At 65.8% G+C, this 12,350-nt stretch carries 11 protein-coding genes; 4 read left to right on the forward strand and 7 right to left on the reverse strand.

Annotated elements, in window-relative coordinates:
* Positions 1-28 precede the first annotated feature (28 nt).
* Positions 29-748, forward strand: a complete 720-nt coding sequence (locus ACZ60G_RS11855) for an SDR family oxidoreductase (protein WP_465809611.1) — start codon at positions 29-31, stop codon at positions 746-748.
* Positions 749-910: 162 nt separating this feature from the next.
* Here the strand turns inward: ACZ60G_RS11855 and fabG are convergent, their stop codons facing one another.
* Both fabG and ACZ60G_RS11865 read right to left on the reverse strand, forming a co-directional pair.
* A complete protein-coding gene (gene fabG / locus ACZ60G_RS11860; protein ID WP_465809613.1) occupies positions 911-1,663 on the reverse strand; it encodes a 3-oxoacyl-ACP reductase FabG in 753 nt (250 codons plus the stop codon).
* A 35-nt stretch (positions 1,664-1,698) separates the two neighbouring features.
* The gene (locus tag ACZ60G_RS11865; RefSeq protein WP_465809615.1) at positions 1,699-2,847 is read right to left on the reverse strand and encodes an acyl-CoA dehydrogenase family protein; all 1,149 of its coding nucleotides are present in this window, start codon (positions 2,845-2,847) and stop codon (positions 1,699-1,701) included.
* Between the two features lie 129 nt (positions 2,848-2,976).
* Between ACZ60G_RS11865 and ACZ60G_RS11870 the strand changes: the two genes are divergently transcribed.
* Positions 2,977-3,624 (forward strand): TetR/AcrR family transcriptional regulator, encoded by a 648-nt coding sequence (locus ACZ60G_RS11870; RefSeq protein ID WP_465809617.1) that lies wholly within the window; start codon positions 2,977-2,979, stop codon positions 3,622-3,624.
* Here the strand turns inward: ACZ60G_RS11870 and ACZ60G_RS11875 are convergent.
* Positions 3,621-4,220 (reverse strand): HAD family hydrolase, encoded by a 600-nt coding sequence (locus tag ACZ60G_RS11875; protein ID WP_465809618.1) that lies wholly within the window; start codon positions 4,218-4,220, stop codon positions 3,621-3,623. The genes ACZ60G_RS11870 and ACZ60G_RS11875 overlap by 4 nt on opposite strands.
* A gap of 176 nt (positions 4,221-4,396) precedes the next feature.
* Here ACZ60G_RS11875 and ACZ60G_RS11880 point away from each other — a divergent pair, with 176 nt between their 5' ends.
* On the forward strand, positions 4,397-6,505 hold the full coding sequence (locus ACZ60G_RS11880) for a serine/threonine-protein kinase (RefSeq protein WP_465809620.1): 2,109 nt from the start codon (positions 4,397-4,399) through the stop codon (positions 6,503-6,505).
* Here the strand turns inward: ACZ60G_RS11880 and ACZ60G_RS11885 are convergent.
* On the reverse strand, positions 6,502-7,626 hold the full coding sequence (locus ACZ60G_RS11885) for a BTAD domain-containing putative transcriptional regulator (RefSeq protein ID WP_465809622.1): 1,125 nt from the start codon (positions 7,624-7,626) through the stop codon (positions 6,502-6,504). The genes ACZ60G_RS11880 and ACZ60G_RS11885 overlap by 4 nt on opposite strands.
* A gap of 183 nt (positions 7,627-7,809) precedes the next feature.
* On the opposite strand from ACZ60G_RS11885, the gene ACZ60G_RS11890 reads away from it, so the two are divergent.
* On the forward strand, positions 7,810-9,198 hold the full coding sequence (locus ACZ60G_RS11890) for a phenylacetate--CoA ligase family protein (RefSeq protein ID WP_465809624.1): 1,389 nt from the start codon (positions 7,810-7,812) through the stop codon (positions 9,196-9,198).
* A 5-nt stretch (positions 9,199-9,203) separates the two neighbouring features.
* Here ACZ60G_RS11890 and ACZ60G_RS11895 read toward each other — a convergent pair whose 3' ends face one another.
* The 3 genes from ACZ60G_RS11895 to ACZ60G_RS11905 all read right to left on the reverse strand — a co-directional run bounded on the left by ACZ60G_RS11895 (position 9,204) and on the right by ACZ60G_RS11905 (position 12,330).
* Positions 9,204-10,244 carry a crotonase/enoyl-CoA hydratase family protein gene (locus ACZ60G_RS11895; protein WP_465809625.1) on the reverse strand — a complete coding sequence of 347 codons (1,041 nt, stop codon included), beginning with the start codon at positions 10,242-10,244 and terminating at the stop codon, positions 9,204-9,206.
* 108 nt (positions 10,245-10,352) lie between these two features.
* Positions 10,353-10,766, reverse strand: coding sequence for a YybH family protein (locus ACZ60G_RS11900; protein ID WP_465809627.1), 414 nt, complete (start codon positions 10,764-10,766; stop codon positions 10,353-10,355).
* Between the two features lie 139 nt (positions 10,767-10,905).
* On the reverse strand, positions 10,906-12,330 hold the full coding sequence (locus ACZ60G_RS11905; RefSeq protein WP_465809629.1) for an APC family permease: 1,425 nt from the start codon (positions 12,328-12,330) through the stop codon (positions 10,906-10,908).
* Between the last annotated feature and the right edge of the window lie 20 nt (positions 12,331-12,350).

The following is a 12,350-nucleotide window of genomic DNA, read 5'->3' on the forward strand; positions in this document are numbered from 1 at the left end:
GATTCGGGTGGCGGGCCAAGGTCGAGTCATGACCAACACGACAACAGCCCTGGTCACCGGGGCGAACAAGGGAATCGGCCGCGAAACGGTCCGCAGGCTGGCCGAACTCGGCTGGCGGGTATTCCTCGGTGCCCGCGACGCGGAGCGGGGCAAGGCGGCCGCGTTCGAACTTGCCGAACAGGGTTTAGACGTCGAGTTCGTCCAGTTGGATGTGACGTCCGTCGAATCGATCGCGGCCGCCGCTCAGACCATCGCGGGCCGGACGCCGCACCTGGATGTTCTGATCAACAATGCGGGTATCGGCGGTACGCGCGCCACTCCCGCCGATACCGTGGCCGCCGATTTCCGAAAGGTCTTCGAGACCAACGTTTTCGGGCCCGTGCAGGTGACCCACGCCTTTCTGCCGCTACTGCGCGCGGCCACCAATCCGCGCATCGTGATGGTGTCCAGCGGCATCGGTTCGATTGCCATCACCTCCGATCCGAGCCGGATCGAATCGCAGATCCTCGGGCTGGTCTACCCCTCCTCGAAGACCGCACTGAACATGATCACCACGCAGTACTCCCGCGAACTGCCGCGGATGCGGGTCAATGCCGCCGATCCCGGTTACACCGCAACGGATTTGAACGGGAATTCGGGCCATCAAACGGTCACCGAGGGCACCGATGCCATCGTGCACCTCGCGACCATCGGTGCCGACGGCCCCACCGGCGGCTTCTTCAACCGCGTCGGTCGGGTGCCCTGGTGAGCACCGACACACCCACTGTCCGTCTTCGCCGCAGATGCACAGGTAGGGTCCTCGGACCTGAGTGTCCCCGACCTGGCAGCCCTGCGTCCGCTCCGACGGTGGCGGTTCGGCCACGGCGAACACCTACCCGTCTCGCATGCCAACCGGTCGCTAGCAGCGCATTCAGCGGGCCCCACCATTGACGTACAACGTCTGGCCGCTGACGTAGGACGCCTCACCGCTGGCCAGAAAAGCGATCACCGCGGCAACCTCCTCGGGCTGTCCAACGCGGCCTAGCGGAGTCCGCTCGGCCACAGCCTTCTGGTGGTCTTCGGCCGTGACCCCGACCCGGTTCGCGGTCGCGGCCGTCATCGCGGTGGCGATGTAGCCGGGCGCGACGGCATTGACATTGATGTTGTACGGTCCGAGCTCGATGGCCAGCGTCGCGGTCAGGCCCTGGATGCCGGCCTTCGCGGCGGCATAATTCGCCTGACCGCGATTGCCGAGCGCCGAGCGGCTGGACAGCGAGACGATCTTGCCGTAGCGCTGGGCGACCATGTACTCCTGGGCCGCCTGGGTGCAGTGGAAAACACCGGTCAGATTGACCGAGAGCACCGCATTCCAGTCGTCCTCGGAGAGCCGGAAGAACAGATCGTCGCGGGTGATGCCCGCATTGTTGACCAGAATGTGCGGACCGCCGAGATCGGTTGCGATATCGGCGAATACGGATTCCACCGAGGCGCGGTCGGTGACATCGCAGACATAACTGCGCGCCGCGCCGCCCGCCGCGACGATTTGCTCTGCGGTGTCCTCGGGTGCATTGCGGTCGAGCACCGCGACCTGTGCGCCCTGGGCGGCGAGCAGCTGCGCGGTGGCCGCGCCGATACCCTGTGCCGCGCCGGTGACCACGGCGACCCGGTCGGTGAATCTGGTCATCGAACGTCCTCCTCGGGAGTTTGATACGGCGGTCATCAGAATGCGCTGACTCCGGTCAGCGCACGACCGATCAGTAGCTTCTGGATCTGGCTCGTGCCTTCGTACAGGGTCATCACCTTGGCGTCGCGCAGATATTTGCCGACCGGGAATTCGTCGATATAGCCATAACCGCCGAAGACCTGCAGCGCCCGATCGGCGGCCCGCACCGCGGCCTCACTCGCGAACAATTTGGCCTTCGACGACTCGACGCCGAATTCGGCACCACGGTCGATCAGATCGGCCACCCGCCACACCAGCAGCCGGGCCGCGTCCACATCGAGGGCGATATCGGCGAGCAGCTCCTGCACCAACTGATGCCCGGCGATCGGCTTGCCGAATTGTTCGCGCTCGGTGGCATATCCGACGGCGGCGTCCAGGCAGGCCTGTGCGATACCGACACAACCGGCGGCCACCGACATCCTGCCCTTGGCCAGCGCCGCCATCGCGACAGTGAAGCCCTTGCCCTCATCGTGCAATCGGGCGCTGTCGGGGACCCGGACGCCGTCGAGTACGAGTTCGGCGGTGGCCTGTCCGCGCAGTCCCAGCTTGCCGTGGATGGCGCGGGCGGTGAAGCCGGGGGAGTCGGTCGGGACCAGGAATGCGGTGATACCGCGATGCCCTTCGCCGCCGGTGCGGGCAAAAACGAGGGCGACATCGGCCCAGGTGCCGTTGGTGATGAACATCTTGGTCCCGGACAACACCCAGTCGTCACCGTCGCGAACCGCGCGGGTGCGCAATTGCGCCGCATCCGAACCGGTCCCCGGCTCGGTCAGGCCGAAGCAACCGAGTGCGACACCCGCGGTCAAGCGCGGCAGCCACCTGCGCTTCTGCTCCTCGGTGCCATAGTGATTTATCGACTTGGTGACCAAACCCAAAGAGACCGAGACGATTCCGCGCACAGCGGAGTCACCGCGCCCGAGTTCCTCCAGTACCAGACAGTAGGTGAGATAGTCGCCGCCGCTGCCGCCGTACTCCTCGGGAATGGTCAGGCCGAGGAAGCCGATTTCACCCAGTTCGGCCACGATCGCGGTATCGACGGATTCGGTCCGGTCCCACTCCATCGCATGCGGCACGATCTCGCGGTCGACGAATTCGGCGGCGAGGCGCTTGGCGGCGGCCTGTTCGTCGGACAGTTCCAGGTTCATCACGACTCCGGGGCAAGAAAACTAACAGCGAAAGTTTCTCGTATGCTAACCATCGATAAACTAGCGATGCAAGTTTGATGGTGTGGGTACCCGCCGTGCGACACTGGATTGATCGACCAGGAGGTTTTCGTGGGAAGACCCCGCCACCCCTTGCTCAGCCGCGATCGCATCGTGTCGGCCGCGCTGGATCTGGTGGATGCCGAAGGACTGGAGGCGGTTTCGATGCGCCGACTCGCCACCGAACTCGGCGTGCAGGGCCCCTCGCTCTACAACCATGTGGCCACCAAGGACGATCTGCTGGACGCGATGGTCGATGCCGTCCTCGGCCAGATCGATCTGTCCATGTTCACCGATATCTCGGATTGGCGGGTGGCACTGCGCGATTGGGCCAGGTCGTATCGGGCGGCCCTGGCGGCGCATCCGAAGGTGGTGCCCGCCCTGAACCAGGGCATGGGCCGACGGCCGAATGCGTTGCGCCAAGCCGATGCGGTCTTCGGAGGCCTGGTCGCGGCGGGCTGGCCGCGCGGCGAGGCCACCCAGGTGGGTGCGCTCATGCGGTTCTTCGTCACCGGGTCGACGCTGGGGTCGTTCGCGGGCGGGTTCCCGGAGGACGCGGCGGTCTATCGCGGAAATTATCCGCATCTCGACGAGGCGCACCTGTTGTCGGGGCGGCAGCGCGATATCGATGACGCCGCCTTCGAAACCGGGTTGCGCGCGTTGCTGGACGGGTTGTCGTTGCGGTTCGAGACGCTGGAGGGTGCGGCAGGCGGGCGCTAGCGTGCGGCCAGCCAGTCCGGGAATTCGGTCAGCTCGCCGAGGACGAAATCCGCTCCCGCCGTGCGCAATTCGTCGGCATCGCAGGGTCCGGTGGCGACCCCGAGCGCAAACACGTCTGCCGCCCGCGCCCCGCGCATATCGCCCTCGTGATCGCCGACGAACAGATCCGCGCCGTGCTCGCGCAATGCTGCCGCCTTGCCGTCGGACCACAGATCACCGACCACCTTATCGATCCGCCATCCGAGTTCGGCGACGTGCAGCCGGGCCAGCGGTTCGTGTTTACCGGTCACGATGAGCACCCTTCCGCCGCGCGCACGGACGGCGTCCAATGCGGCATCGGCACCGGGCATGGCAGGAATGTAGGGCACGATCGATGGATAGATCTCGCGGTAGCGGGTCACCAGTGCCGGAATGAGCTCCTCGGGCGCACCGGCGTCTGCCAGCAGCATCGCCAGCGGCGGCCCGAGCCGGTCGGCCAGTTCAGCACTACGCAACGGCAGACCGAACTCCGTGGCCAACTGCTCGATCGCCTTGCACACACCCGGCCGGGAGTCGATCAGCGTCATATCGAGGTCGAAACCGACGGTCCAGGTCATCCCATGACTCTATCGTCGGCACTCGATCCGCCGCGCGACAGGACCAGCGGTTAACCAAACAGGGCACGGCGAAGATCAAACAGGGGGAACATTTCCGCAGGCGGCGCGAAAAGCCGGTCGCCGAACTTACAGTTGACCGACAGCGAAGGGCTCCGGTCTGCATCGCGGAGGACGAGATGACGAGCCAGCGCCAGCCACCGACCGTGGGCTCGATATTCGGGCACTACCGGTTGGATCGGCTGCTCGGGCGCGGAGGCATGGGCGAGGTCTACCAGGCCTACGACATGCGCAAGCGCCGCAGTGTGGCGATCAAGGTGCTCCTCGAACGGCTCGCGCAGGACGAGGGGTACCGCGAGCGGTTCCAGCGCGAGGCCGACGCCGCCGCGCGACTGCGCGAACCGCATGTCATCCCGATTCACGATTACGGAGAGATCGACGGCCACCTGTACATCGACATGCGCTTGGTGGACGGTGTCAGCCTGCCGTCGGTATTGGAGAGCAAGGGACCGATGCCTGCGCAGCAGGCGGTGGCGGTGATCCGCCAGATCGCGTCGGCATTGGATGCCGCGCACGCGGAAGGACTGGTCCACCGCGACGTCAAACCGGACAACATCCTGCTCACGCCGGAAGGTTTCGCCTATCTGGTCGACTTCGGTATCGCGCATTCCGATGCCGATCACGGGTTGACGACCCACGGTGCGGTGATCGGCTCGTTCAGCTACATGGCGCCGGAACGGTTCCGTGCCGAGCACACCACGCCCGCGGTCGACGTCTACTCGCTGGCGTGCGTGCTCTACGAATGCCTCACCGGCGCACGACCGTATGCGGGCACCACCGACGCCGAGATCATCAGCGCGCATCTGTTCGGGCCGGTGCCGCGACCGAGCACGAACCAGCCGGATGTGTCGCCCGCGCTCGATACCGTCATCGAGCACGGTATGGCCAAAAACGTGCGAGAACGTTACCGGGCGGCGGGGGACCTCGCGCATGCGGCGGAGGCGGCGCTGACGAGTGCCGGTGCGGTCACCGAGGGGCGCACGGCGGTGTCCGCGATCGGGGTGCACGATGAACGAACCTCGAATCGTGAAGCCGGACAAGGCAGCTCGACCGATACCGCGACTCGTGACGATCTGTTATCCGTTGCCCGGAAACCCGATACGGAGCGATCCGATGTCGAGCAGCCCGAAGCCGAGACACGCGATACACAGGGTGTCACGGTGGCCGAACCGCGCCGCCGACGCCGCAGGCTGACCGCGCTCGTCCTGGCGCTCGCCGCCGTGATCGCCGCCGGGGCCGGATTCGGAGCCTGGACCTTGCTCGGCGATCGCAAGGGCACCGCGGTCGCCGACGCCACCGCACTGCGCGACGCCGATATCGATCTGCTGAAGATCGTTGCCCAGACCGGCCGCAAACGATCCACCTGCCAGCACGAGCCGCCCGATACCTCCACTACCGTCGCGGTCATCTTCTGCCCGGACCACCCCGCGGCCAGTGAGTCGGCGGTCCGATACATGCGGTTCCGCAATCTCGACGCACTGCGCGACTACTACAACCTCCTGATCCGCACCTTCCAGGCCACCAACTGCCCGGGCGACCCCGCTGGACCGGACGGCCCGGTGATGTACGAGGGCAAGGAGATCGGCCGCAAGGCGTGCCTCGCCAACCGCGCCGATGACCCCAACGCGCCGAAACCATCTCTGCTGGTGACCGATGAGCCCCAGCTCGCACTGGCCTTCTTCATCTGGCCGTCGCCGAGCGACCAGCCGCTGCGCGACTACATGTCCAAGTTCGCCGCCAGCCAGTTCCTGACCGCCGAAGCCGCCCGTGACCCGGACTTTTTCACCCCCGAGGACCATGTCGTCCTCGGGCATCTTGGCAATGCCTTCGGTCCGGCGAACTGTCGGCACGTGCCGCCGCCCGGCGGCACGGTGAACGCCGCCATCGTATGCAGTACCCCGCCCGACTATCCGTCCGCACAGTTCTTCGGATTCCCGGACGCCCAGTCGGCAGAAACCTTGTACCGGGCCGACGTCGGGGTACTCGGCGGACACGCCTGCGGTGGCGGGGGCGCCGACGAGGTGTGGCGCAGCGGGGGCAAGGACATCGGCCGATTCTTATGTTTCCTGGACAACGATCCGGATATCGGCACCCGGACCTGCCTGATCGCCGTGCACTCCGATGCCCACCTGATCGCCCAGTTCTGCACACTGTTGCCGGAAAACCCGCTCCCCGGACCGAAAACCGAAGCCCAACTGCGGGACTGGTTCGATAAGCACGTCACCTAGTTGTGCGGCATGACGCCGAAGGTGAATTCGGTGTCGCCGATACGGATCGTCACACCATCGGTGAGCGCGGCGCCGTCGATGACCCGAACCCCGCCGACGAACACACCGTTGGAGGACAGCAGATCCTTCAGCACGCACGTCACCCCATTGCTGACGATCACCGCGTGATGGCGGCTGACCTTGCCGTCGTCGAGCACGATGTCGTTATCGGGGAGTCGGCCGATGCGGGTGAACGGGCCGGTGATCGGAAACGTCTGCCCGGTCGAATCCCGCAGGTACGCTTGGGATCCGGGCGCTATCAGATCGACGACGGTGGTGGCGCGCAGTGCCGATGCGACGGCATCGGCGGGCGGGGTGAGTGGTTCCTGGCGCAGCATCTTGGCTTCGAGTTCGCGAATCGATGCCAGCGGATCGATGCCGAGTTCATCGGCGAGGGTCACCCGCAACCGGCGCAGCGCCTCGAGTGCGTCGCTCTGTCGACCGCTGACATACAGCGCGGTGATCAGCTGCTCCCACAGCGGTTCGCGCAGCGGATACCTATCGGCCAATTCGGCCAGCTCGGCGATGACGCCGTCGGCCCGGCCCTGCGCGATCTCGGCTTGGGCGCGGGCCTCGATCACACCGATCCGTTCGTCGTCGAGAGCGGTGGCGAAGGCATCGGCGAAGCCGAGGCCCTGCAGGTCCGCCAGTGCCGTGCCGCGCCACTGCGCGAGCGCGCTGGAAAGCACCTCCCCGGCCACCGAGAACCGGCCCGCGGCCATGGCCCGCAATCCGGATTCCTTGCGCGTACGGAACCGCTGGACATCGCAGCTGTCGGCGGGCACCGTGATCCGGTAGCCCGTGCCGGCGCGCGAAAGGATCGTACGCGCGTCGAGTCCGGCATCCCGCAACGGCTTTCGCAGATTCGACACGATGGTGTGCAGGCTGATCCGGATATCCGGTGGCGGATTCTCCTCCCATACCGCCTGTGCCAGCGCCTCCGTCGACACCGGCCGGTTCGCATTGACCACCAGATACGCCAATACCGCACGCTGTTTGACACCACCGAGCGGTTGCGCGACCTCATCGATCGTCAACTGCACCGGTCCGAGTACCCCGAACCCCGCCCTCATTTCCGACATCCCCCAGCCCTCCCGTTCTCGAAATACCCATCGAGCGCAACGACCCCGCTGTTTCCGGTATCAATCGTCGCAGCGGGTGCCGCGTTCGGGGACCACGCCGTGGAAGAAGTATCGGACGATCACGCATGCCGCGCATCCGACAGCGGTAGCGTTGAAGCGGCGCACGGGGAGAGAGGTCGCCAGATGTCAGTCGATCCGAATCAGCACATTCTCGACTCGGTGGCACGGACCGCGGCCACCGTGCCCGCGTATCGGGCATTTCTGGACGCGCACGGCATCGATCCGGAGAAGATCACCGATGCCACAGCCTTCGAGCAGCTGCCGTTGACGACCAAGGCCAATTACCACCACCGCTATCCGCTACCCGAACGCTGCCGCGGCGGCGATCTCACCAACTGCGATCTGATCGCGGTGTCATCGGGATCGACCGGTACGCCGACCTTCTGGCCGCGCACCGCCGCGGACGAGGCGGCCTCCACCCGCCGGTTCGCGCAGGTGCTCGTCGACGGCTTCGGTGCCGCGACGACGCGCACCCTCGCGGTGGTGTGTTTCCCGCTGGGTACGTGGGTCGGCGGGCTGTACACGCTCTCCTGCCTGCGGACACTGGCGGCGGAGCTGCCGTTGACGATCGTCGCGCCGGGCAATAACAAAGCGGAGATCTTGCGGGTGATCCCGGAACTGGGTTCGCACGTCGATCAGGTTGTGCTGCTGGGATATCCGCCGTTCCTCAAGGACGTCATCGATACCGGACTACGCGCGGGGGTCGAGTGGTCGGGTTACTCGGTGAAGCTCGTACTGGCCGGTGAGGTGATCAGTGAGCAGTGGCGTGATCTGATGGCACAGCGGACCGGGCTGGATCCGGTGCGGGATGTGGCCTCGCTGTACGGAACCGCAGACGGGGGAGTGCTCGGCAACGAGACGCCGTTGAGTGTGCGAATCCGGCGCTTCCTCGGCGAACATCCCGCCGGAGAAGAACTGTTCGGGAGTCGGCGATTGCCCACGCTGCTGCAGTACGATCCGGCGGATCGGTATTTCGAATCCATCGACGGCACACTGGCATTCACCACCGATTCCGGGGTACCGCTGATCCGCTATCACATCGCCGACGACGGTGGCGTGGTCTCGCACGCGGATATGCTCAGGTTCTGTGCCGCCCACGGCCTCGATCTCGGTGCCCAAACCGGACCCGAACTGCCGTTCGTCTATGTCTTCGGGCGATCGCTGCACGCGGTATCGATATTCGGGGCGAATGTCTTTCCGGAGACGGTGACGATCGGGCTGGAACAGCCGGGTGTCAGCGAATGGGTGACCGGCAAGTTCGTGCTGGAGGTGTGGGAGAACGCCGATCACGATCGGACATTGCGCGTCACGGTGGAACTGGTCCCCGACGAACCGAATACCCCCGAACGCATCCGACGCGTCGCCGAATCGATTCGCGACGAATTGCTGCGCCGCAATAGCGAATACGCGCATTACGTTCCGCCCGAACGTCACCTGCCGCATGTCGAGCTGCGCCCCACCGGCGATCCGGACTACTTCCCGATCGGGGTGAAGCACCGCTATACACGCTGAGCGCGTTATTCCTCGGCGCGGAACTGGGCGCGCTTGTAGTCGCCGTACGGTTCGTCGCGTTCGCGGACTGCCTCGCGGAAACCCACGGTGGCCGAACGCAGTTGGAAGGCGTAACCCTCGCGTGTGTGCCGCGAGATCCCGTCGAATACCGTGCTGATCATCGCGGAATTCGTCACGCCCTGCGAATGCAGCGCCGAATTCAGCGCCAGTTTGGCCATCATCAGCTGGTTGATCGGCATGCGCGCGATGCGTGCCACCAATGCCTCGGTGCGCTCGTCGAGTTCATCGGCCGGACACGATTCGACCGCGAGGCCCCACTCTTCGGCCTGCTTTCCGCTGATGCAGTCACCGGTGAACAGCAGCCGCTTGGCGCGCTGATCGCCGAGGCGATGGGCCCACATGCCCGCCGCCGGAATACCCCATACGCGGGTGGGCGGGTAGCCGATTTTGGTGTCGTCGGCGCAGATGATCTGGTCGGAGTAGAGCGCGATATCGGTGCCGCCCGCGATGGCGAAGCCGTGCAGTTTCGCGACCGTCGGCTTGTTCGCGTTCATCAGGCTGGCGAAACCGCGATTGAACCGGCTCATCATGGCGTAGTCGATCATCGGATCCCAAGTGCCCCAGGGATTGTGATTGACCGCCTGGACCACCGGATCGGCCACCGTGCCGGTGGTGTCGATCGAGCCGTCGACGCCGTGGCTGCCCTGTTCGGCGAACATATCCAGGTCATAGCCGCCGCAGAAACCCTTGCCGCGCCCGGATACCAGGATGACGTGCACCCGCGGATCCAGATCGGCCCGCTCGACCGCGTGCGCGAGATCGACCGGGGTGTCCGGGGTGATCGTATTGCCCTTCTCCGGGCGATTGAAGGTGATGCGCGCGATGCGCCCGTCGCGCTCATAGGTGAGCGTGCGGTACTCGCGTTCGCCGACGGGCTCGGGCCGATCCCGCCACGGCGAATCGGGCACCTCCGTCCAGTTCTCGTACCAGGCCGCGGGGCGGGTGCCCGCATGGTTCGAAAAGGCTTCGCTATCAGGCTGATTCACGTGGAACTCCCGGTGCACTCGATGCCGTATTCGCGGCAACGGTGCACCACGCCACCGGCGGTCGCTGCATCGTTGCGCTCGATGCCACCGTAGCGAACCGGGTCGAGCTCAGGCCTCGGGTGTCGCAGTGTCGTCGGGGAAGGAGTGGTGTTCGTGCACCACGACCCAGCGTCCGTACTGTTTGCGCAGGCCGAAGGTGATCCGCAGGCGTTTGGCCGGATCGCGGGCGAAATCCTCCGCGGTGCCGCACAGCAGCAGCGCATGCGCGAATGCCACGTCTGCGCCCGCCTCTACCTCCAGCGAAACGATGTCGAATGTCGCACCCGATGCCTGCCATTCGAAGAAGCCGGGCCAGGTCTCCCGATAGGCGTCGATGCCGCGCACGCCTTCATTCGGCGGGGGCACATCGAACATCACGATATCGTCGGCATGATCGGTGACTACACCTGCCAGGTCGCCGGTATGCACCGCCGCCGCCCACCGCTCGATCAGGATTCGGATCTGCTTCTCGTCATCGGACATATCGGGTCGTCGTCCTCTCCGGCCCGGCCGCCGGGGTGTGCGCCGTGGCTCTTACCCAGAGAGCGTGCCGAATTCACCACGCGGACGCAATGACTCGGAATGCATTCGTGCAAGATCCCAATGGCGAATTTCGCGCCGGTTACCGCTCGGCAGAAACCATTGAGTCAGTTATGGTCGGGGCGGCGAGGGTGGAGCGTTTACGGCCGTAGCCCAGGTAGACCACAATGCCGACGAGTACCCAGACAGCGAAACGCACCCAGGTGAGGCCGTCCAAGGTGGTTGCCAGCAGTACGCAGCCGATGAGGGCGAGAATCGGCACCAGCGGCACCAATGGGGTGCGGAACGGCCGTTCCCGATTCGGCTCCAGCTTTCGCAGCACCAGCACTCCGACACAAACAACGGCGAAAGCCGACAGCGCGCCGATATTCACCAATTCCACGACGATATCGATCGGCAGCAGACCGGCAATGGTCGCGCAGACGACGCCGAGCAGCAGCGTCAGCCGGACCGGAGTGGCCCGCTTGCCGGTTTCGGCGAGACCGCGCGGCAGCAGACGGTCGCGGCACATCGCGAACATCAGCCGCACCTGTGCGTAGACGATCAGCAAAAGGCCCTTCGTGAGAGCGATGATCGAGGCGATGACGATGACATTGCCGATCCAGCCGACGCGCAGATTCCCGAAGGCGGTCGCGATCGGCGAGGCGTTGTTCAGGGTGGCGAACGGTGCGATGCCGGTGAGTACGGCGCTGACCAGCGCGTAGAGCAGGGTAGCGATCAGGACCGTGCCGATTATCGCGAACGGGATATCGCGGCGGGGGTTGCGCGCCTCCTCAGCGGATGCGGCGACGACGTCGAATCCGAGGAAGGCGAAGAAGGCGATCGCGGCGCCACCGACGATGCCACCGAAGCCGAACGGCGCGAACGGGGTCCAGTTGCCGACATCGATATGCGATGTGCCGATCGCGACGACCAGGACCAGCACGCCGATCGTCACCGCGACCAGCGCCTTGGTGATCCGGGCCGTCAGCGATACCTCGCCGACGAGGACCGCGACGATAACGCCGATGATGAGCACGGCGGGCAGGTTGACGATGCCGCCCTCGGACGGACCCGCCGTGATCGCGGTGGGCAGAGTGATGCCGAACATGGAGTCCAGCGCCGAGACGACGCTGCCGGACCAGCCGATCGCCACGGCCGCCCCCGCGATGACGAATTCGAGCAGCAGATTCCAGCCGACCAGGAACGCCGGACCTTCGCCGAGGGTGGCGTAGGTGTAGGTATAGGCACTACCGGAGACCGGCACCATGGCCGCGAGTTCGCTGTAGCAGAGCGCGACCAGCACACAGACAGTTCCGGCCAGCAGGAACGACAGCACGATCGACGGCCCGGCCTTCTCGGCGGCCGCGACACCGGTGATGACGAAGATGCCCGCCCCGACAATCGTGCCCACACCCATGGCCGTGAGGTCGATCCGCCCCAGACTGCGCTTCAGGGTCGGCGACCCGGCTGCGGGGCTCGTCGCGGTGTCGGGCAGGCGGCGGCGCCACCGGGTTGGGCTGGTCATGAACTCCCTTAATACATGCT

It is taken from the genome of Nocardia sp. NPDC102475, assembly GCF_055584605.1.